At 57.5% G+C, this 20,322-nt stretch carries 18 protein-coding genes and 1 tRNA gene; 9 read left to right on the top strand and 10 right to left on the bottom strand.

The window, feature by feature from the left end; all coding sequences use genetic code 11:
• Nucleotides 1-349 precede the first annotated feature (349 nt).
• On the top strand, nucleotides 350-1,153 hold the full coding sequence (locus ACR0ES_RS04585; RefSeq protein ID WP_170352253.1) for a DUF1194 domain-containing protein: 804 nt from the start codon (nucleotides 350-352) through the stop codon (nucleotides 1,151-1,153).
• 208 nt (nucleotides 1,154-1,361) lie between these two features.
• On the opposite strand, the gene ACR0ES_RS04590 is transcribed toward ACR0ES_RS04585, so the two are convergent.
• From ACR0ES_RS04590 to ACR0ES_RS04600, 3 genes are all read right to left on the bottom strand, one after another.
• Nucleotides 1,362-1,436 (bottom strand) — tRNA-Gln (locus ACR0ES_RS04590).
• A gap of 90 nt (nucleotides 1,437-1,526) precedes the next feature.
• Nucleotides 1,527-2,516, bottom strand: a complete 990-nt coding sequence (locus ACR0ES_RS04595; RefSeq protein ID WP_480869700.1) for an NADPH:quinone reductase — start codon at nucleotides 2,514-2,516, stop codon at nucleotides 1,527-1,529.
• Between the two features lie 111 nt (nucleotides 2,517-2,627).
• Nucleotides 2,628-3,089 carry an SH3 domain-containing protein gene (locus ACR0ES_RS04600; protein ID WP_480486491.1) on the bottom strand — a complete coding sequence of 154 codons (462 nt, stop codon included), beginning with the start codon at nucleotides 3,087-3,089 and terminating at the stop codon, nucleotides 2,628-2,630.
• A 198-nt stretch (nucleotides 3,090-3,287) separates the two neighbouring features.
• Here ACR0ES_RS04600 and ACR0ES_RS04605 point away from each other — a divergent pair, with 198 nt between their 5' ends.
• The 6 genes from ACR0ES_RS04605 (at nucleotide 3,288) to ACR0ES_RS04630 (ending at nucleotide 11,104) form a co-directional block, all read left to right on the top strand.
• Nucleotides 3,288-4,274 (top strand): 2-hydroxyacid dehydrogenase, encoded by a 987-nt coding sequence (locus ACR0ES_RS04605; protein ID WP_480482079.1) that lies wholly within the window; start codon nucleotides 3,288-3,290, stop codon nucleotides 4,272-4,274.
• Between the two features lie 20 nt (nucleotides 4,275-4,294).
• The gene (locus tag ACR0ES_RS04610) at nucleotides 4,295-4,684 is read left to right on the top strand and encodes a GFA family protein (protein WP_480773126.1); all 390 of its coding nucleotides are present in this window, start codon (nucleotides 4,295-4,297) and stop codon (nucleotides 4,682-4,684) included.
• Nucleotides 4,685-4,795: 111 nt separating this feature from the next.
• Nucleotides 4,796-6,586, top strand: a complete 1,791-nt coding sequence (gene ggt / locus ACR0ES_RS04615) for a gamma-glutamyltransferase (protein ID WP_480869702.1) — start codon at nucleotides 4,796-4,798, stop codon at nucleotides 6,584-6,586.
• 93 nt (nucleotides 6,587-6,679) lie between these two features.
• Nucleotides 6,680-8,089 carry an FAD-binding oxidoreductase gene (locus tag ACR0ES_RS04620; protein ID WP_480869704.1) on the top strand — a complete coding sequence of 470 codons (1,410 nt, stop codon included), beginning with the start codon at nucleotides 6,680-6,682 and terminating at the stop codon, nucleotides 8,087-8,089.
• A gap of 86 nt (nucleotides 8,090-8,175) precedes the next feature.
• On the top strand, nucleotides 8,176-8,454 hold the full coding sequence (locus tag ACR0ES_RS04625) for a hypothetical protein (RefSeq protein ID WP_480482071.1): 279 nt from the start codon (nucleotides 8,176-8,178) through the stop codon (nucleotides 8,452-8,454).
• A 142-nt stretch (nucleotides 8,455-8,596) separates the two neighbouring features.
• Nucleotides 8,597-11,104 carry a GcvT family protein gene (locus ACR0ES_RS04630; RefSeq protein ID WP_480869706.1) on the top strand — a complete coding sequence of 836 codons (2,508 nt, stop codon included), beginning with the start codon at nucleotides 8,597-8,599 and terminating at the stop codon, nucleotides 11,102-11,104.
• Between the two features lie 41 nt (nucleotides 11,105-11,145).
• On the opposite strand, the gene ACR0ES_RS04635 is transcribed toward ACR0ES_RS04630, so the two are convergent.
• From ACR0ES_RS04635 to ACR0ES_RS04645, 3 genes are all read right to left on the bottom strand, one after another.
• On the bottom strand, nucleotides 11,146-11,481 hold the full coding sequence (locus ACR0ES_RS04635; RefSeq protein WP_209504659.1) for a carboxymuconolactone decarboxylase family protein: 336 nt from the start codon (nucleotides 11,479-11,481) through the stop codon (nucleotides 11,146-11,148).
• Between the two features lie 69 nt (nucleotides 11,482-11,550).
• Nucleotides 11,551-12,204, bottom strand: a complete 654-nt coding sequence (locus tag ACR0ES_RS04640) for a DUF938 domain-containing protein (RefSeq protein ID WP_480773130.1) — start codon at nucleotides 12,202-12,204, stop codon at nucleotides 11,551-11,553.
• Complete coding sequence (locus ACR0ES_RS04645; RefSeq protein WP_480869708.1) at nucleotides 12,201-13,274, bottom strand: NAD(P)/FAD-dependent oxidoreductase; 1,074 nt, start codon at nucleotides 13,272-13,274, stop codon at nucleotides 12,201-12,203. Before ACR0ES_RS04645 ends, ACR0ES_RS04640 begins: the two co-directional genes overlap by 4 nt.
• Nucleotides 13,275-13,460: 186 nt before the next feature.
• Here ACR0ES_RS04645 and ACR0ES_RS04650 point away from each other — a divergent pair, with 186 nt between their 5' ends.
• On the top strand, nucleotides 13,461-13,865 hold the full coding sequence (locus ACR0ES_RS04650; protein WP_480773258.1) for a hypothetical protein: 405 nt from the start codon (nucleotides 13,461-13,463) through the stop codon (nucleotides 13,863-13,865).
• Entirely contained in the window at nucleotides 13,862-15,094 is a 1,233-nt protein-coding gene (locus ACR0ES_RS04655; protein ID WP_480506169.1) for an HlyD family secretion protein, read from the top strand. The genes ACR0ES_RS04650 and ACR0ES_RS04655 overlap by 4 nt, the downstream gene beginning before the upstream one ends.
• A 62-nt stretch (nucleotides 15,095-15,156) precedes the next feature.
• Here ACR0ES_RS04655 and ACR0ES_RS04660 read toward each other — a convergent pair whose 3' ends face one another.
• The 4 genes from ACR0ES_RS04660 to ACR0ES_RS04675 form a co-directional block, all read right to left on the bottom strand.
• Nucleotides 15,157-16,302, bottom strand: coding sequence for an iron-containing alcohol dehydrogenase (locus ACR0ES_RS04660; protein WP_480773132.1), 1,146 nt, complete (start codon nucleotides 16,300-16,302; stop codon nucleotides 15,157-15,159).
• A gap of 67 nt (nucleotides 16,303-16,369) precedes the next feature.
• Nucleotides 16,370-17,752 (bottom strand): aldehyde dehydrogenase family protein, encoded by a 1,383-nt coding sequence (locus ACR0ES_RS04665; protein ID WP_480869710.1) that lies wholly within the window; start codon nucleotides 17,750-17,752, stop codon nucleotides 16,370-16,372.
• Nucleotides 17,753-17,846: 94 nt separating this feature from the next.
• Entirely contained in the window at nucleotides 17,847-19,208 is a 1,362-nt protein-coding gene (locus tag ACR0ES_RS04670; protein WP_267364712.1) for a glutamine synthetase family protein, read from the bottom strand.
• Between the two features lie 57 nt (nucleotides 19,209-19,265).
• Nucleotides 19,266-20,303, bottom strand: coding sequence for a TRAP transporter substrate-binding protein (locus tag ACR0ES_RS04675; protein WP_209504652.1), 1,038 nt, complete (start codon nucleotides 20,301-20,303; stop codon nucleotides 19,266-19,268).
• Nucleotides 20,304-20,322: the final 19 nt, after the last annotated feature.

Here is a 20,322-nt window from a genome sequence, read left to right on the forward strand (position 1 = left end):
CTCAGCATTGGGCTGGAAAAGCCCTGTCGCATTCGAAAGGAAAGTGGCTTAAACGAGCACTTGGGGCGGCACAAAAACGGGACAGGTCCACATTGACCCCGATCTCATCATGAGTGCCCGCTCTACTCGTAGCCACCAACCGTTTTCAATCTCGTAGCGTATAACCGGTCCCGCTCTGCGTTAAGGTCGAGCATGTCCGCTTCGGGCTGAAAATAGTGACTTCGCTTAAGTGACATTCGTATCCTCAACGATTGAACCAAGCCGTCATGTTTTAGAGTTATTTGTCGCCAAAAGCTTGATCAACCACTTGAAGCTTGACTTAACAGCGCATCGCGCCATCCGTTAACTGATGCTACGTAACTTGCTCCTGACAATTGTCGCGATTGCCTCTCTCTCGGCAACTCCTGTCGCGTCTGAGAAAATTGAAGTCGACCTGGAACTGGCCCTTCTTGTAGATGTTTCAAGGTCGATGACTGAGCGAGAACTCGAGATTCAGCGGCAGGGTTACGCCGCAGCCTTGATGTCGGATGAAGTTTTCGCCGCTGTTCAGTCGGGCCCTTTGCAACGGGTGGCTTTGACATACGTCGAGTGGGCGGGAACACAAGACGTTATTGTTGACTGGATGCTGTTAGAAACACGCGCTGATCTGGATGAGTTTGCGGGTGTTTTGACCACGCGTTTCGATCCCGCCTTGCGCCGCACTTCAATCTCTGAGGCCCTGATCTTCGGGGCATCGATGATCGAACGGAACGAATTCGAAGGTCTACGTAAAGTTATCGACGTTTCTGGCGACGGGCCTAACAATCAGGGTCGCCCGGTTTTGCAAGCCCGTGAGGCAGTATTGTCGAAGTCGATCACCATAAATGGGTTACCGCTGATGACCCGTGAGGGTATGGGGAGTCAGTGGCACCTCGACGATCTTGACGCCTACTACCGGAACTGTGTGACGGGCGGACTTGGTTCATTCGTAATCCCGGTGCTTGACTGGAAAGGCTTTGCGGAGGCCGTACGACGAAAATTGGTTCTGGAAATTGGATCAGCGCCAGCAATAGGAGAGGTTATGAAGGCGCAATACATCTCACCCTCAGACTATGACTGCCTGATTGGCGAGAAGATCTGGGAACGGAATCAACAAATCTGGAGCGAACCCTAGAAACGACCTTTGCATCAATCACCCGAGGCTCAATACTAAAAGCCAGCAGCAATTTCCTAAGGAAAACTAGTATTCTCCGCTTTCAATAGAAATGCACAGATGATGGTGAATCTTCCAAACGGTGTGAGTAGACAAACTTATTGACATCGATTTGCACGAACCGAGTGAAATTTGCACGCTTATGGGTAATTCGCATTAGGGAAAATCATGGCTGGGGTGGTAGGATTCGAACCTACGATACACGGTACCAAAAACCGCTGCCTTACCACTTGGCTACACCCCAACGGTGAGCGGCTATCTACGATTGTTGATGGCAGGGTTCAAGAGCGTTTTGCAAAAAAAACGAGCGCCGTAAAATTTTTTTGAGGGCCTCTCATTTGGTGTCGATCAACACCGCTCCGGTACGGTTGCCTTCCTGTACCATCGCATGGGCGGCAGCGCATTCTTCCAGTGTAAAGACCTTATGTACGGGGCAGATCAATGCGCCATCAATCAGTGCCTTGTGTAATGTCTTTATTGCGACGGCGCGCAAGTCCGCAGGCAGCAGGTAGATCAGGACCGCCTCGAGTGTCACGGCCTTGAACATCATAGGTCCAAAGGGAAAGACGGGCGTCATATTCCGGGCAGATCCATATGCGTTGATACGGCCGTTCTCGGCGATGACGGCAATGTTGGTGGCAAGGTTCCGTCCAAATTCGACATCGACGATTCGACCAATTGCACGTCCATCATTTGCGTCGAGGATCTGATCCGAAAGGTGTTCACCGGTGTAGTCGAGAACGACATCTGCACCAACTGCCTTGACCCGGTCAAAACTGCGGGCGCTGGCCGTTGCGATCACTTTGGCTCCGGCCCATTTGGCAAGTTGCACAGCCAGGTAACCGACAGTTCCCGCCCCGCCATGGATCAAAACGGTTTGCCCGCGCGGCGTGCCGCCCGAAAACACCGCATGGCATGCGGTTAGGCCGGGAATTCCAAGAATTGCCCCGGTTTCAAGTGACACCGTCTCGGGCAGTTCTACAGCCTGAGATTCAGGCAGGGTGATGTGGCTGGCAGCTGTACCGAACGCGCGTTGCCATTGCCCGTTCCAAATCCACACGCGCTGACCAATCCGCGTCGCGGGTACGCCATCGCCAACCGCTGTGATGACTCCAGCCCCGTCGCTGTGCGGAACGATCAGCGGAAACGGAGGTTCTGTGACACCCGGTCGGGTTCCCGCGCGGGCCTTGACGTCCGAGGGATTTACGCCGGAATAAGACAACTCGACCGTGACTTCACCCGGTCCAGGCGGAACTGGGGGAATATCCTGTATGCGCAAGACATCGACAGCGTCTCCGAAGGCTGAATAGGTGACTGCGCGCATAGGGTCCTCCGTTTAGGTCGAGTTAAGCGGCGATTGGGCCGGTAACTCAAACAGCTTGTCGCGCTTTTTCGGGGCGATGCGCAACCGCGGATACCGGAAATTGTCTTTCGCCTATTCCCGAATTTCGGAAGAATCGACGCCCCAAAGGTTCGATTTCAGTGTCCAGCCACGGTATCCGCCGGCGGTGATCCTGCACCAGTCCAGCGAACAGGCTCCAAGGCGCGCCACCACTCCGGTCTCGAAATGGGCATTCACGGGCGAGGTCGGGTCGGGGCGGGCATAAACAGGCAGCATCTCGGATTCGATCAGCACCGTTCGGACGCCAGACAACAAGGCATAGTGAACCCAGCCACCCGCGCCGTCGCGGTCTTGGACCTTGCGCCAGTTGCCGTATTCGGCAGTGACCTGCAGCGGCATGCCACGCCTTTTGAATACCCAATCGATTCGGTGGGTTAGGGATGGTCCGCGCCGCACGTTCCCTTCGGCTGCCTTCATCGACACATATCGGGGCAGGGGCAGGTTGGTGACCGATCCGCGTTTGACTTCGGCATGTGCGGCGTAGGCACCGAACATGACCAGAAATGCGGAAACTACCGCCAGAAATCGGCGTTTTACCGGTCGAATACCACTCACTGACTGCCCGCTCTTATGCCTGTTGATCCGGTTTTGAAAAAAGGTCGACTCAATGCCATTGGGGTTCTTGTGCCCCGCCTTATCCTGCGCCACGATGCCATGGCGCGCGTCCGTTTGCAAAGCAGTGGGAGAGCCGAGGTGCCAAGAGAACGTTTAAGTGTTGTCGTTACGCGACGGTTGCCTGAGGCAGTAGAAACCCGGTTAAGCGAATTGTTTGACGTGCGCCTGCGCGACGACGACACCCCAATGACGCGTGAAGAATTAGTAGCAGCGGTGCAGGATGCCGATGTTCTGGTGCCTACGGTGACCGATACCATTGATGGCGGGCTATTGGGTCAGGCAGGTGAAAAACTGCGGCTGATCGCCAATTACGGGGCCGGTGTCGACAATATCGATGTGGCGACGGCGCGGCAGCGCGGCATATTGGTGTCCAACACGCCCGGTGTGCTGACCGACGACACGGCAGATATGACCATGGCCCTGATTCTCGCTGTCACACGGCGCATTCCCGAAGGGTTGAGCGTCATGCAGCAAGGCGACTGGACCGGGTGGGCCCCCACCGCGTTTCTGGGTGGTCGCATTGGCGGGCGGCGTTTGGGTATTCTGGGCATGGGCCGGATCGGACAGGCTGTGGCCCGCCGCGCCAAGGCGTTTGGTATGCAGATCCATTATCACAACCGCCGCAGATTGCGCCCAGAGATTGAGCAAGAACTAGAGGCGACCTATTGGGAAAGCCTGGATCAGATGGTGGCGCGTATGGATGTGATATCTATCAACTGCCCATCGACACCGTCTACCTTCCACCTGATGAACGCGCGCCGCCTAAAGCTGATGAAACCCTCGGCAGTGATCGTGAATACTTCGCGGGGTGAGGTTATTGACGAGAACGCTTTGACCCGGATGATCCGTGCGGGGGAAATTGCGGGCGCGGGGCTGGATGTCTACGAACAGGGAACCGGTGTGAACCCGCGCTTGCGGCAGTTGCCGAACGTGGTTCTACTGCCGCATATGGGGTCGGCCACGCTGGAGGGCCGGGTTGAGATGGGTGAAAAAGTCATCATCAACATCAAAACCTTCGAAGATGGCCACCGCCCACCGGATCAGGTTGTGCCTGCGATGCTCTGACGCGTCGGAAAGGATCATGGATGGACGTGTTTGAAGGGGGATGCCGTTGTGGAAAACTGCGCGTCACGGCTTCGGGTTGTCCTCTTCGCGTCGGGATTTGCCATTGTCTGGACTGCCGCAAACACCACGGCGCGTTGTTTTATGCGGTGGCTATTTTTCCGGCGGATGCGGTTAAGATCACCGGAAATGTGAAAGGTTATTCTGACCGGTACTTTTGCCCTGATTGCGGATCTCCGGTATTTGCCCGAAGCGGTGCCGAAGTCGAAGTGCATCTGGGCTGTCTTGACGCGCCTGACCAATTCATACCGACATATGAATGCTGGACCAAACGGCGCGAGGCGTGGCTACCCGAATTTGCCGAGACAACCCGCTATGATCAGGATCGTCGCGCCGAAGAAACCGAACCGTAGGGGAAATGGCGAAACTTCGCTGTGATAACACGCTGCCATGCCTGATCGTTGCAGAGGGGGCAAAATCCTTACAGGATTGAAAATAAAGATTGTATTGGAGGGTTAGAACAGATGAGACATGTTTCAGCACTGCTGCTTACTACCGCACTTGCTATTTCGACACCGGGGTTCGCGCAGGAAACAGCCGATGCCGTTGCACCCGAAGCCGCGACAGAAGGGCAGGTTCAGGCGATGACCGACGAGGTTATTGCGGCCCTCGAAGCCAAGCTTGAGGGAGTCCCGGTCACATCCGAAAACTGGATGATAGCTGCGGCCAATCCGCTGGCGGTCGAGGCCGGGGCCAAAGTGCTGCGCGCGGGCGGGTCTGCCGCGGATGCGATGGTTGCCGTGCAGGTCGTGCTGGGGCTGGTCGAGCCGCAATCTTCTGGTCTGGGCGGGGGTGCGTTTCTGGTTTGGTACGACGCGGCCAGCGGGCAGATGACAACGCTGGACGGGCGCGAAACGGCCCCCCTTGCCGCTACCCCGACGCTGTTTCAGGATGAAAACGGCGAGCCGCTGAAATTCTTCGATGCGGTGGTGGGCGGATTGTCGGTGGGTACACCGGGTACGCCTGCACTGCTGGAAGAGGCGCATCGAAGATGGGGGCGCGCGTCTTGGCCCGGACTGTTTGCCGACGGAATCCGATTGGCGGATGAAGGGTTTCTGGTTTCCCCGCGTCTGGCCAGCCTTGTAGAAAACGATGCTGACCGCCTGTCGCGCTTTCCCGAAACAGCCGCATATTTCCTGCCTGACGGTCAGCCGTTGCAGCAGGGGCAGCGGTTGATGAACCCGGATTATGCCGAAACATTGCGCGTGCTGGCCAGCGATGGCGCTGCCGGTTTTTACGGAGGTGAGATCGCTGCGGATATCGTGCGAACTGTTCGCAATGCCCCAGGAAATCCCGGCGTTCTTGCAGGGGTGGATTTGGCGCTCTACCAGGTGATCGAACGTGAACCGGTCTGTGCCGAATACCGCGCCTACGAGGTTTGCGGCATGGGCCCGCCGTCGTCGGGTGCCCTGACCGTCGGGCAGATTCTGGGGATGCTGAACAGCTATGATCTTGCAGCAATGGGCGCTGAGAGCGTCGAGGCATGGCGCCTGATCGGCGATGCTTCGCGCCTCGCCTTTGCGGATCGTGGGCGGTACATGGCCGATAGCGATTTCATACCCATGCCCACCAAAGGGCTGGTTGAACCGGGTTATTTGACCCAGCGGGCAGCCTTGCTGGAAAGCGAAGTGGCCTTGTCCGAGGTCGCACCGGGCCAACCGGAATTTGACCATGCTTTGATTTGGGCGGACGACGTGTCGCTGGAGCTGCCGTCAACCTCGCATATCTCGATCGTGGACAGCTATGGCAATGTGTTGTCGATGACGACGACAATCGAGAATGGTTTTGGGTCACGCCTGATGACAAACGGGTTCCTGCTGAACAACGAGCTTACTGATTTCTCGTTCAAGACACACAGCGACGGCGTGCCGATTGCCAACCGGCTGGAGCCGGGCAAGCGTCCGCGCTCATCCATGAGCCCGACCATCGTGTTGCAGGATGGCGAGCCGGTTCTGGCTATCGGGTCTCCGGGCGGCAGCCGGATTATCGGCTATGTCGCCAAGTCCATCATCGCCTGGGCCGATTGGGGAATGGACGTGCAGCAGGCGATTTCCCTGCCTCATCTGGTCAACCGGTTCGGAACATATGATGTCGAGGCAGCGACTTCGGCGGAAGGATTTACAGACGCGCTTGCTCAGCTGGGTTTTGAAGTCAACGCACGCGACCTGACTTCGGGGCTGCACGCCATCGAAATCGGTGACGGGCTGAGCGGTGGTGCCGACCCGCGCCGCGAAGGAATTGCGCTGGGCGAATAGACCCTCGGTATTAGTGGGGATTGCCTGCTTTCAACGGGCCTTTTAGTCATAGGCTGAAAGGCCTGAAGTGCTTTGGGGCAGGGGAGGATGACAATGGTGCAGGCAACCGCATTGCCAAGGAATGAAGCTGGTATTGAAACCGTCATAAGCATTCTCAAGCAGCGCTTTGGCGACAGGTTGCAAACGGGTGCCGCTGTCCGTGAACAACATGGGCACACCACGACCTGGATCGAGAACCAAAGCCCCGATGCCGTGGTTTTCCCGCATTCCACGCAGGATGTTTCGGACATCGTCAAAACCTGCGCAGCGCACCGGGTGCCAGTGATCCCGTTCGGAACGGGAACATCTCTGGAAGGGCATGTAAATGCGCCAGCGGGGGGCATCTCGGTCGATCTGACGCAAATGGATCGTGTGCTTGCAGTTCATGCCGAGGATCTGGATTGCGTCGTGCAGCCCGGTGTCACGCGCGAAGCGTTGAATACCCATCTGCGCGATCTGGGCCTGTTCTTTCCGATTGATCCCGGGGCGAATGCGTCGCTGGGTGGGATGGCTGCCACTCGTGCGTCGGGCACCAATGCGGTGCGCTATGGGACGATGAAGGACAACGTTCTCAGCCTTGAAGCCGTGATGCCAGACGGTCAGATCATCCGTACCGGGCACCGGGCCAAGAAATCTTCGGCCGGCTATGACCTGGCCCGTCTTCTGATCGGGGCGGAAGGCACGCTGGGAATCATCACCGAGCTGACATTGCGGTTGCAGGGTATCCCCGAATCCATCAGTTCGGCGCGGTGTTCCTTTCCGACAGTCGATGCCGCGTGCCGTGCGGTGATGATGACCATTCAGTACGGCATCCCGGTTGCCCGGATCGAGTTGCTGGACGAGTTGTCGGTTCAGGCCGCCAACGCCTATTCCGGGCTGAGTCTGCCGGATACACCATTGTTGTTGCTGGAATTTCACGGCTCGGAAAGTGGTGCCGTAGAGCAGGCTGAAACCTTTGGTCAGATCGCCGAAGAATTTGGTGGCACAGACTTCGCGGCAACGTCGACCACTGAAGAACGGAACAAACTGTGGCAGGCGCGGCACGATATGTATTGGGCGTGTCTGCAACTGCGCCCCGGTGCGCGGGGCATCTCGACCGATGTCTGCGTACCGATCTCGCGTCTGGCCGAATGTGTGACCGAAACGCAGAAAAAAGCTGCCGGCCTCGGCTTGTTGGCGCCCATCGTGGGCCATGTGGGGGACGGCAATTTCCATACGCTGCTGCTGATCGACATGGAAAACGTTGAAGAAGTTGCCAAGACCGAGGCGTTTGTCGGCTGGCTGAACGACATGGCGATATCCATGGAAGGCACGTGTACCGGTGAACATGGCATCGGGCAGGGAAAGAGACCGTATCTGACCAGGGAACTGGGCGCCGCCACGCGATACATGGCTGCGATCAAGGCCGCGCTGGACCCAGACAATATCATGAATCCCGGCAAGATCTTGTCGGATGACACGTAGCCATATTCACCCCCTGGTCCGTATTTGCGCCCTCAAAACGTCCACATGTCATGGTTTCAAAGGGTTGATGACAGAGGATGGTCGACATGAGCGTAAAATATCTGGCGGGGTTTGTAGCCATCTGCGGGTTGGCCGTTGTAGGGCTGGACTATGTTCAGCAAGCCAAAGCATCGGAAAGTGGTTTGGGCGTGAAAGAATATCTTGCCTCGGTCTCCTCGCGTGTCGGTCTTTCTGACGGCTGGTTCACGGCAGAGGCGCAGCCTTCGCCATCACAGGAACCGGCGGTGAAGAATCCCTCGGAAGAGAGTGGCAAATTAGTTTGCGTCTCGGTCGGAACAAGCAAACGTTGCCGTTCCGGTGGTTGAGGGCAGCGGTCCAACGAATGAATTGCGACCCGCTTTCGATATTCGGGTCGTTTTTTTCATATCACTGGTCGGATGAATGTCGCGCTTTCCCCCTTAAGTGCGCCATATGGTGTCAACTGATTTCAAGGGGAGACGCCCGGTTATGAAAACCCAAGTCAAAGCATTGGTCGTAGGCGGCGGCGCCGTCGGGACCTCGATTGCCTATCATCTGGCCAAAGCGGGCTGGGACGATGTGATGTTGATCGAACGGGACGAACTGACGTCCGGGTCCACCTGGCACGCCGCGGGCCTGTTGCCGCTGTTCAACATGTCCTATGCGACGACCCATATCCACAAGTATTCGGTGGATTTCTACAAGACGCTTGAGGAAGAAACCGGCCTGAATGCAGGCTTCGCGGTTGTGGGCAACCTGCGCATGGCACAGACGCAAGAGCGTATGGACGAATACATGCTCTATGCCTCGACCGCCGAAACCTGTGATGTGAAATACGAATGGCTGACCCCGGACCAGATCAAGGAACGCTGGCCGCTGATCGAGACATCGGATCTGAAGGGCGCGATCTATCACACCGAGGACGGTTATATTAACCCTGCCGACGTGACTCAGGCGATGGCCAAGGGGGCCCGTCAGCGTGGCGTCGAAATCGTGCGCAAGATGCAGGCTGACGCCTTCCATTGGAACGGCACGCACTGGGAAGTGACCTGCACCAAGATGGTCGAAAAGGGCGGCAACCTTGTGCCTTCCGACGAGCAGGTCGTAATCACCGCCGAACATGTTGTGACCGCGTCGGGCAACCACGCGCAGCGCACCGCCAAGATGCTGGGCATCAAAATGCCTGCAATCCCGGTCGAACACACCTTTATCGTCATGGACAAAGACCCCGAGTTGGTCAAATGGCGCGAAGCAGGCAACCCAGAGCACCCCGTTGTCCGCGATGCCGACAACGAATCCTATGCACGTGAAGAACGCGGTGGCTGGATTCTTGGTATCTACGAACACGGCGCCCCTGCGCAGTTCGAATTCGGCGTTCCGGACAGCTTCCGCGCCGACCTGTTCCCGCTGGATCTGGACCGGATCGCCGAACAGTATATGGCAATGGCCGAGCGCGTGCCGTCCTGTGCCGAATCCGGCCTGAAGGACGATTTCAACGGCCCGATCTGCTATACACCGGATGGCAACCCGCTGGTTGGTCCGGCTCCGGGTTTGCGCAACATGTGGCTGGCCGAGGGTTTCAGCTTTGGCATCACCGCTGCGGGTGGCACCGGCTATTATCTGGCACAGATGATGGTCGATGGCGAAGCCGAGATCGACATGGCATCGCTGGACCCTAAACGTTACAGCAGCAACTGGATGACCACCGAGTTCGCGGCACGCAAGAATGAAGAATGCTACGAGCATGTCTACATCCTGCACCACCCGGATGAAGAGCGTGAAGCCTGCCGTCCGCTACGGACCGTTCCGGCCTATGATCGCCAGAAAGCCCGCGGTGCTCAATTCGGCTGGGTCAATGGCTGGGAACGCCCGAACTATTTCGGCCCGCTGGACGCGCCCGAGAATTTCGACAAGGAAGCACGCTCGTTCCGCCGTGGCGGCTGGTGGCAATATGCCGTCGAAGAGGCCAAGGCGATCCGCGAAGGCGTTGGCCTGATCGACGCATCGGCCTTCACCAAGCATGTCGTCAAAGGCCCCGGTGCCACGCAGTTCCTGGATTGGTTCACCTGCAACAAGCTGCCCAAGGTCGGTCGTATCAACCTGACCTACGCGCTGACCTCGAATGGCACCACCCGCACCGAATACACCATCGTCCGCAATGGCGAGAACAACTACTACATCGTCTCTGCCGGTGCATGGACCGAGTACGACGCCGACTACCTGCGTAAAGCGGCCGAGGACAAGATGGAGGAGTTCGGTTACATCGAAATCCAGGACGTGACTACGCAATGGGGCGTTTTCGCCATCGCCGGACCCAAGTCGCGTGACGTTCTGAAAGAAGTCATCAAGGACGCCGATCCGGAAACCGCGCTGTCCAACAAGCGCTTCCCGTGGTTGTCGGCCCGTCAGATCGAACTGGGCATGTGCCCCGTGAACGCGATCCGCGTGGCCTATACCGGTGAGCTGGGCTGGGAACTGCACCATCCGATCGAGATGCAGAACTACCTGTTCGATTTGCTGGAAAAAGCCGGTGAAAAGCACGGCATGAAACTGGTCGGTGCCCGTGCCCAGAACTGGCTGCGTCAGGAGAAATCCTATCGCGCCTTTGGCACCGAACTGGGCCGCGATGCGACCCCGCTGGAAGCCGACCTGCCGCGCTTTGTCGACCTGTCCAAGGACTTCCACGGCAAGGCCAAGCTGGAAGAGACCGGTGTGCGCGTCAAGTGCTGCACCTTGCTGATCGACGGTCCAGCGGATGCTGACCCGTGGGGCCGCGAGGCGCTGTATACGCCGGAAGGCGAGCGTGTAGGTCGACTGACCTCGGGCGGCTATTCTGTCGCGTTCGAGAAGTCGATCGGCATGGGCTATGTGAGGCCTGATCTGGCGGTCGAAGGCACCAAGCTGAAGGTCAAGATGCAGGACAAGTTGTGGGATGCTGTCGTGACATGCGACAGCCCCTATGATCCGAAAAACGAAACCATCCGCAAGGACGGCTGATCAATCTAAGGCCCCGGAATTTCCGGGGCCTTTTCTGTTGGTTACGCGGATAGTTCGTCGAAACATTCCAACGCCTTGGCAGCATACATCATGGCTGGTCCACCACCCATCTGAATAGCCATACCCAAAACGTCGGACACCTCTTCGCGCGTTGCGCCCGCTTTGACCAGCGCATCGGTGTGCAGGGTAATGCAGGGCTCGCAGCGGAGCGACACCGACATGCCCAACGCGATAAATTCCTTGGTTTTATAGTCGAGCGTTCCGCCTTCCTTCACAGCCTTCCCAAGCGCGCCGAATGCGCGCGAAGTGTCGGGAATGGCCCCGTTGAGGTTGCGCAAACTGGTGCGCGTCGCCGAGAGCTTTTCTTGCCAAGCCATATTGAGTGCCTTTTTCATATAAGATAACGGGAATATGTGCAGGCAGTGGTAATTTGACTTTGATCTCGATCAGTTGGCCGGGCGCTCGGAAACAAATGCAAGGTTATTTGCGGGCATGTCGATGGTTTTCAGCACGCGCAACCCTACGTCCTGAAACAGGCCAAGCATATCTTCGTCGTTCTTGTATCCAATGTCTGGATCTTGCCCGATCAGAGCCTCGTGAAACCTTTTGTCCCCGTCGCTTGTCAATTGGCCCGAGCGTTTGAATGGGCCGTACAAAACGAACCTCCCATTTTCAGTCAGGGACTGAGCGATTTCGGCGAAAATGGTTCTGGTGTCCTGCCAACTGATCAAATGTATCAGGTTGATCAAGACGATCAGGTCCTGCGAAGGAAAGCGGGTATGCCAGCCCGAATTCGTTGCGTCCAGATGTTCGGCGCCTGCCACGTTGGGTAAGGCGCTGGCATAGGCGTCGATGCTATTGCGGCGCTCAGGGTCAGGTTCGGTGGGATGCCACGTCAGATCGGGCAGCAAATCAGCAAATCCACAGACATGCTGACCGGTTCCGCTTGCAATCTCCAGCGCGTGCCCGCGGCGCGGTGCCCAGTCTTGTAGCAACGCACAAAGCGCATCCAAGTTTCGCGTCGCTGCCGGGGCCACCAGTTTTCCATCCTCACCCGCGTTGGCGACACTCGCAGAGGGCGGTAGATTGCGTTTTATCATCTGTTCAACCTGTTTGGGGTCAGCGACTTAACACTGTCTGGATCCAGCACCGGCGTGTTTCCAACCACCAGATCACACAACAACTGCGAAGCTGCCGGTGCTGTTTGGAAACCATACCCGCCTTGACCCGCAGACCAGATGAACGATGGGTCAATCGGGTCAGGCCCAAGCACCAAGGTTCCATCTGGTGCGAAACTGCGCAATCCTGCCCAGTTTGTTTCGACGCGTGTTACTGGTTCGGTCATCAATTCTTCATAGCGCGCCAGACCTTCGGCCAGCACCATATCGTCGGCATAGGCGTCCTGAGGTGGTACCGGGTCGGCTTCAGCAGGCGAAACAAGCAGCTTGCCCGCGTCCGGTTTGGCGTACCATGTTTCACCCGTGCCCAGCATCATGGGCCATCCGGATACATCATGGCCCCCGGGGGCGGGCAGCCGCGCCATGGATCGGCGGCGAGGAGTGATGCCGATAGGTGGTATCCCGGCAAGCATGGCGATCTCGTCCACCCATGCACCGGTCGCATTCACCAAATTGCGGGCTTCGAAGATTTGCCCGGCCTCGACTAGCCAATGCCGCTCTTTTCGAATACCAGTTACTTTGCTTTTCGTTGCAACGGTTCCTCCGTTCTGGCGAATGGCCCGCGCGAAATCCTGCAACAGGCGATCGGTATCGATGTCAAACGCAGCTTCACTGATAGCCGCGAAACCCACCTTGGCCGGGTTCAGGATCGGAACGCTCGAAACCGCCTGATCGATGGGAATTCTTTCCATGTTCAGATCCTTGCGGTCGGCTTCGAAAACCTCGCTTTGGTCAAACGAACCGATCAACATCAGTCCGCGCCGTGTCAGGTACCCACCGTTCTGTGTGTGCAGGAACGCGGCCCCAGCCGTGTTCAGCGCCACCACGGATGGCGGACCATAGCTTTGCTCAAACAGGGCTGCCGAGCGACCCGACGCGTGATACCCCAAGGCGTCTTCGGCCTCCAAAACCATCACGGTTCCATGTTCCGACAAGCGCGCGCCCGCACTCAACCCGGCAATTCCGCCCCCGATGACGAGGAAATCGATCATTATTTGTGTTCCTTCCGCAGCAGGTTCGCCACAAGTTTTCTGGGTTTCATTTAGCTCTCTGGGTCAAGCACTTGGCATTTCGAAGAATCTCCAAAATATATGCAGCCTTGAATTTGGGCTTCAACCCGTTCAAAGAAGTATCAAAACGAACAGGAGGGCAAGGTGACCGCAGCAGATCTTCATCCAATGGCCACTGGGCACATTCCCCGATACGTCGTCGCAGCTGACGGAAGCGATTACCTTTTTTCGGCTATGGTCGTCTTCTTTGTCATTCTCGTGGTGCTGATCGGTGTTGGGTACCTGACGCTTCATTCGGTTCCGGAAAAAATGGCGCACGAGAACAACCATCCGCAATTTCAGTTGGTGGGCATTCTGGCACTGCTGGCCCTGTTTACACATAACGGGATATTCTGGATTGCCGCTGTACTGGTCGCAGGATTCCAGTTTCCGGATTTCGCCTCCCCACTTAGAAACATCGCCGATGCCATTCGTTCTCTTGGAGGTGCAATTGCTCCGGAACCGGTGCCCGAGGCACCTGCTCCAACCCCTGGCGTTTCAGAAGTCACCGACGTGCAGGAGCAAAACACATGATTGAGACTCTGCTTTGCGCCCTGATCACGGTGCTGCCCGATTATCTGTTCCGCCGGTTTGTTCAGGGCAAACGTATCGGTCACGAGATCACCCTTTTCACCATGTGGTACGAATTGCGCTGGGGCCTTACGACCTGTGCCATTCTGGCGCTGACGGTAATCACCACGCTGTTCTATTTTCACCCAGCCAGTAAAACCGCAGCGTCCTATTTTCGAACCGTGACGATCCTGCCGCAACTTGGCGGGCGCGTTTCGGAAATATTCGTCAAGAATAACGAGTTGGTAACCGCTGGTCAGCCGATTTTCAGGATCGAAGATTTCAGCCAGGCAGCGCAGGTTCAGGCGGCAAATGCACAGATTGCACAGGTTCAGGCCTCGCTGCGCGTGGCTGAAACTGATCTGGCCGAGGCTGATGCCGGTATTGCCGGTGCCAAGGCGGCTTTGGCGCAGTCCTTGGACGATCTTGAAAGAAATACGACCCTGCGCGACCAAGGTTCAAGCGCTGTCCGACTGACCGAGATTGAGCGGTTGGAAAACCTTGTTGCCGAGCGTGAGGCGCAGGTTGTTGCGGCCGAATCCAGACGTGCGGCAGTTGAACAGCAGATCGAGGAGCTGATCCCCGCGCAACTGGCCAGTGCCATTGCACAGCTGGACGCCGCGCAGACCGAGTTGGACAAAACACTGATTGTCGCCGGTGTTACCGGACGGGTCGAGCAGTTTAGCCTGCAAGTCGGTGATTACGTGAGCCCCTTGTTGCGCCCTGCTGGCATCCTCGTTCCATCGCATACCGGACATGACCGTTTTCAGGCGGCTTTCAACCAACTGTCTGCTCAGGTGATCAAGCCAGGTATGATCGGTGAGTTGGGCTGCATGACCAAGCCTTTCACCGTTATCCCCACTGTGGTGGTCGAGGTGCAGGATGTCATACCGTCCGGCCAGATCCGTCCATCAGATGAATTGCGGGATGTACAGAACAATACTAATCCCGGATCAATTCTGGTCTTTATGGAGCCGCTGTATAAAGGTATGGCCGATGACATTCCTCCAGGCAGCAACTGTCTGGCCAATGTCTACACCGACAACCATGACCGTCTGGAACACGAGGATTTGGGCTTTTGGCAAGCTGCTTTCCTGCATGTGGTTGACACAATTGGCGTGGTCCATGCGGCAGGTTTGCGTTTGCGCCTGATCCTGATGCCGGTCAACACTCTGGTACTGACCGGGCATTGATCCGGCACCAGTAGAACAGTTCTTAAAGCGCCCGGCAGGTTCCTTGCCGGGCGCTTGTTTTTTTACAGTGCTGCTTTGAACAGCTGTGTCAGGTTTTCTTTGGTCAACTCAATCGGGTTCCCGCCGCATGAAGGGTCGATGATTGCGCCTTCGACGAGGGTTGGGACTGAGGTTTCGGTCACGCCGAGGTCTGCCAGCTTTCGCGGGATACCAAGGCTGTCGTTGAATTCCTGCACAAAGGCGCGGAAGCCATCGAACCCTCCGTTGATGCCCAGATAGGCGGCAGCGTTCTGGAACCGGTCGGCGATGGCGGGGGCGTTAAAGTCCAGCACGGCAGGCATACAGACCGCGTTTGTGGTGCCGTGATGGGTGTTAAAGTGCGCGCCAACCGGGTGGCTCATGGCGTGGATCGCACCCAGTCCCTTCTGGAACGCGGTCGCGCCCATGGCCGCCGCGCTCATCATCTGGGCGCGGGCCTCAATGTCGCTGCCATCTGCGTAGGCGCGCGGAAGATAGTCTTTCACCAAACGCATGCCTTCCAGTGCGATGCCCTGGCTCATCGGGTGATAATGCGGGCTCGAATAGGCTTCGACACAATGCGCGAAGGCGTCCAGGCCGGTGCCTGCGGTGATGAATTTGGGCATCCCAACCGTCAGTTCAGGATCGCAGATCACCACCGTTGGCAGGACCTTGGGGTGGAAGATGATCTTCTTGGCGTGGGTCTCGGAATTGGTGATGACACTGGCACGACCAACCTCGGACCCGGTCCCCGCAGTCGTTGGAACCGCAATGATCGGCGCGATTGCATCCGCGTCGGCGCGGGTCCACCAGTCACCGATATCCTCAAAGTCCCATACCGGGCGCGTCTGGCCGCACATGAAGGCGACCATCTTGCCCAGATCCAGCCCCGAGCCGCCGCCAAAGGCAATCACACCATCGTGCCCACCGGCCTTGTATGCCGCAACGCCCGCGTCGAGGTTTTTCTCATTTGGGTTTGGGTCCACATCACTGAATACACCGCGGCCCAGACCGGCCGCCTCCATGATATCCAGCGTCGCCGATGTGATCGGCAGATCGGCCAACCCTTTGTCCGTGACCAGCAGGGGTTTCTTCATCCCGGCTGCGGCACAGGCTGCGGGCATTTCCTTGATGCGCCCGGCACCAAATTTGATTGCGGTCGGATAGGACCAGTTTCCAACAAGTGACATGTCAGGTTTCCTTTGTGATTTGAGACCTGCTCGGGCGAGGGGGTCAGACCCGAGCAGGCCGTCGTCCTTAGCCCGTGACCTTCTTCAGGTGGTAGGATTTTGGACGGGTGAGATTGTGATAGCCGATGACCGAAAGACCACCGCCGCGTCCGGTATTCTTGCAACCGGTCCAGCACAGGCCAGGATCCAGATAGTCGGCCCGGTTCATGAAGACGGTGCCGGTCTCGATCTGGTCGCCCACACGCGCCGCTCGGTCCACATCGCGGGTCCAAAGGCTGGCAGTCAGGCCAAATTCGCTGTCATTCATCAGCGCGATGGCCTCGGCATCCGAGGACACTTTCATGATGCCCACCACCGGGCCAAAGCTTTCGTCCCGCATCAACCGCATATCATGGGTGACATTGGTCAGGATCTGCGGCGTCAGATACGCGCCGCCATCATCCTCGGGGAAGGGGTCGATATGTGCGACCGCGCCGGCCTCAACCGCTTCGGCAATTTGTGCGCGCACCTCGTCAGCGAAACGCACATTTGCCATTGGGCCTATCGTGGTTTCGGTGTCCAGCGGATTGCCCAGCTTGTATCCCTTCACGATGTCTACGGCCTTGGCGACAAAGTCGTCATAAAGGCTTTCGTGAACGTAAATACGCTCGATCCCACAGCAGCATTGGCCTGAATTGAACATTGCGCCGTCGATCAGCGTGTCAACCGCCGCGTCCAGATCGGCGTCGTCCATAACATAACCCGGATCCTTGCCGCCCAGTTCAGTTCCGACGCCCGTAAAAGTCCCCGCCGCCGCACGCTCCATGGCCTGACCGCCACCAACCGAACCGGTGAAGTTCACAAAGTCGAACGCGTTGCCCGCGATCAGATCATTGGTCACGTCGTGGCTGAGGAACACGTTCTGGAACACGTCTTCAGGCACACCCGCCGAATGGAACGCCTGCGCCATCCGCTCACCAACCACCAAGGTCTGGGTCGCGTGTTTCAGAACAACGGTGTTGCCCGCGATCAAAGCGGGGGCCACCGTGTTGATCGCCGTCATGTAGGGGTAGTTCCAGGGCGCAACTACAAAGACCACCCCATGCGGAATGCGCTTGATATAGCGTTTGAAGGTTTCATCCTCGCCCACGGCAATATCTGCCAGTGACGTCTCGGCGATCTTTGCCATATGGCTGGCGCGTTCGTTGAATCCCCCAAACTCGCCGCCATAGCGCACCGGGCGGCCCATCATATGGGCCAGTTCCGGAACAATCTCATCATTCATCGCGCCGACCGCCGCGACGCCCGCCATCACCAGATCAATCCGCTCCTGCAACGGACGCGCTGCCCATCCGGCCTGCGCCGCCCGCGCACGGTCAGCAATTTCAAACGCAGCATCCCGAGACAGTACTTCTCGTTCGGCAAATACCGATCCATCGATCGGCGAGACACATTGCAACATCTGCCCCATAGTCACTCCATCTCTAAAGAGAGCAGGATCCCTGCTTCATCTGGCCATAAATATCCCGGGGTGCGCGAGGGGCCGGCCCCTCGCTTCCTCCATCTCAAGCCCGCTCAAACCCGCGGGCAATTTCCCAATCGGTTACCACGCGTTCGAATTCCTCGATTTCGACCTCAGCCGCGCGGGTATAGTGATCGACAACGTCATCGCCCATGGCCGCGCGCAGCATCTGTGATCCGTGCAAAGCGTTGCGTGCATCCTTCAAAGTACCCGGGATCTTTCCCGTCTCTCCCTGATAGACATCGCCTTTGGTCGGCGGCTGCAACTCCAGCCCTTCTTCGATCCCCGCGATCCCGGCCGCCAGCATCCCTGCAATCGCCAGATAAGGGTTCATGTCCGATCCCGGAATACGGCACTCGACCCGTATCGCCTTGGTGCCATCCCCGCACAGGCGGTACCCTGCCGTACGGTTGTCTACCGACCAGATGATCCGCGTCGGCGCAAAGGTGCCCTTCATGAACCGCTTGTAGCTGTTGATGTACGGCGCCATGAAATACGTGTAATCAGCGGCGTATTTCAGCAGGCCGGCCATATAGCTTTTCATCAGCGCCGACATGCCCAGTTCATCCCCGGCATCATAGAAGGCAGGTTTGCCATCCGCCCAAAGCGACTGATGCACGTGCGACGAGCTGCCAACCCTTTCATGATGCCATTTCGGCAGGAAGGTCGCCGCATGACCCTGCTGCCAGGCGATCTCTTTCACCGCGTTCTTGGCGATCGAGTGATACTCTGCCGTGTCCATCGCAGGCGCGTATTTGATATTCAGTTCTTCCTGTCCGGCCTCGGCTTCACCTTTGGTGTTCTCGACCGGAATACCCGCATCCCACAGGTGGTTCCGGATCGGACGCATCACATGCTCTTCCTTGGTGGTCTGCAGAATGTGATAATCTTCGTTATACCCCGAGATCGGCTCCAAATCGCGGAACCCTTCCTTGCGGATCGCATCAAAGCTTTTCGCGAACAGGAAGAATTCCAGCTCGGTGGCGCACATCGCCTCATACCCCATCGCCTTCAGGCGGTTCACCTGCTTTTTCAGGATCGAGCGCGGCGCATGTGGCACTTCCTCATGGGTGTGGTGATCCAGCATATCGCACATCACCATCGCGGTGCCCTCCAGCCAGGGCACCGGGCGCAATGTGCTCAGGTCTGGCTTCATCACATAGTCGCCATAACCCCGCTCCCAACTGGTCGAGGCATACCCATCCGGCGTCGCCATCTCGAGATCCGTGGCCAGCAGGTAATTACAGCAATGGGTCTCTTCCCACGCGCCAGCCACAAAATGACCTGCATGAAAACGCTTGCCCATCAACCGACCCTGCATGTCAACCATGCAAACCAATACAGTGTCGATCGCGCCGTCTGCGACAAGCGATTTCAGGGTTTCGAAAGTCAGAGTTGCGGTCATGAAACAAACCTCATGCGTTGAGTAGGGGCGCCGCATGACAGCGCCCCTGTTTTGATATCAATCGAATGTGTAAGGAGCGCCGGCCTGGTTGATGACCGAGTTGTACTCACGGAAGATGCCAACGATCTTCTGGTGAATTTCGCCTTCCTGTGCGACCTCGTCCCAGAATTCGATAGCGGCATTTTCCACTTCTTTCCATTCTGCCGCCGGAACCTGTCGCAGCTGCAGTTTGTCACCATTCGCGCGCAAGGCCGCTTCGCCGCCCCAATACCACTGGTTACGATAGGTGTGGCCTGCTTCGACACCTGCCATCACAACCGATTTCAGGTGGTCAGGCAACTCGGCCCAGCGTTCCTGGTTTGCAAACCAGGACCCGATCCACGCGCCTGAGATGTTGTTGGTCAGGAAATAGTCGGTCACATTGGCCCAGCCAACAGTGTAATCTTCAGTGATGCCCGACCAGGCCATTCCGTCCAACTCACCGGTTTGTACCGCCACTTCCGCGTCTTCGTAAGGGATATTGACCGGCACAACACCAAACTTGGCCAGGAAACGCCCGGCCGTCGGGAAGGTATAGAGCTTCAGCCCATCCAGGTCGCCAAGGCTCTTGATTTCCTTTTTGGTGTTGAAGTTGCAGGGGTCCTGACCCGCTGCCGACAGCCACGTCACGCCAACCTTCTCATATTCCGAGCGCCAGATATCAGCCAGACCGTACTGGTTGAACAGCACCGGAACGTCCAGAATATGCTTGGTGGCGAAGGGGAAATAACCACCGAACTGACGCAGCGGAGTAGGCGAAGCCATGGAATCGTCGTCTGAATGCACACCGTCAATCGTGCCGCGTTGCAGGGCCTGGAACAGTTCACCTGTCGGAACGATCTGGTCCGCATAGAACAGTTCGATCTCAAGTTCGCCATTGGCATTGGCGTTGATGTAATCGATGGCTGGCTTGGTCACATGTTCGCCCAATGCGCCACCGGCATAGGTCTGGAACCGCCACTTGATGGCGGATTGCGCTTTGACGATCGCAGGAGATGCCAGTGTGGCGGCCCCCGCCAGACCGGCGGAACTTAGAAATCTGCGTCTTGTAGTCATTGTCTTTCTCCTCTGTTTA

The organism is Ruegeria sp. N7 (assembly GCF_056531345.1).

Excerpts from the sequence above, each read along its gene's own strand:
- ACR0ES_RS04585 (WP_170352253.1), top strand. The coding sequence starts at position 350 with ATGCTACGTAACTTGCTCCTGACAATTGTCGCGATTGCCTCTCTCTCG.
- ACR0ES_RS04595 (WP_480869700.1), bottom strand. The coding sequence starts at position 2,516 with ATGCGCGCAGTCACCTATTCAGCCTTCGGAGACGCTGTCGATGTCTTG.
- ACR0ES_RS04600 (WP_480486491.1), bottom strand. The coding sequence starts at position 3,089 with ATGTTCGGTGCCTACGCCGCACATGCCGAAGTCAAACGCGGATCGGTC.
- ACR0ES_RS04610 (WP_480773126.1), top strand. The coding sequence starts at position 4,295 with ATGGACGTGTTTGAAGGGGGATGCCGTTGTGGAAAACTGCGCGTCACG.
- ggt (WP_480869702.1), top strand. The coding sequence starts at position 4,796 with ATGAGACATGTTTCAGCACTGCTGCTTACTACCGCACTTGCTATTTCG.
- ACR0ES_RS04620 (WP_480869704.1), top strand. The coding sequence starts at position 6,680 with ATGGTGCAGGCAACCGCATTGCCAAGGAATGAAGCTGGTATTGAAACC.
- ACR0ES_RS04625 (WP_480482071.1), top strand. The coding sequence starts at position 8,176 with ATGAGCGTAAAATATCTGGCGGGGTTTGTAGCCATCTGCGGGTTGGCC.
- ACR0ES_RS04630 (WP_480869706.1), top strand. The coding sequence starts at position 8,597 with ATGAAAACCCAAGTCAAAGCATTGGTCGTAGGCGGCGGCGCCGTCGGG.
- ACR0ES_RS04635 (WP_209504659.1), bottom strand. The coding sequence starts at position 11,481 with ATGGCTTGGCAAGAAAAGCTCTCGGCGACGCGCACCAGTTTGCGCAAC.
- ACR0ES_RS04640 (WP_480773130.1), bottom strand. The coding sequence starts at position 12,204 with ATGATAAAACGCAATCTACCGCCCTCTGCGAGTGTCGCCAACGCGGGT.
- ACR0ES_RS04645 (WP_480869708.1), bottom strand. The coding sequence starts at position 13,274 with ATGATCGATTTCCTCGTCATCGGGGGCGGAATTGCCGGGTTGAGTGCG.
- ACR0ES_RS04650 (WP_480773258.1), top strand. The coding sequence starts at position 13,461 with ATGGCCACTGGGCACATTCCCCGATACGTCGTCGCAGCTGACGGAAGC.
- ACR0ES_RS04655 (WP_480506169.1), top strand. The coding sequence starts at position 13,862 with ATGATTGAGACTCTGCTTTGCGCCCTGATCACGGTGCTGCCCGATTAT.
- ACR0ES_RS04660 (WP_480773132.1), bottom strand. The coding sequence starts at position 16,302 with ATGTCACTTGTTGGAAACTGGTCCTATCCGACCGCAATCAAATTTGGT.
- ACR0ES_RS04665 (WP_480869710.1), bottom strand. The coding sequence starts at position 17,752 with ATGGGGCAGATGTTGCAATGTGTCTCGCCGATCGATGGATCGGTATTT.
- ACR0ES_RS04670 (WP_267364712.1), bottom strand. The coding sequence starts at position 19,208 with ATGACCGCAACTCTGACTTTCGAAACCCTGAAATCGCTTGTCGCAGAC.
- ACR0ES_RS04675 (WP_209504652.1), bottom strand. The coding sequence starts at position 20,303 with ATGACTACAAGACGCAGATTTCTAAGTTCCGCCGGTCTGGCGGGGGCC.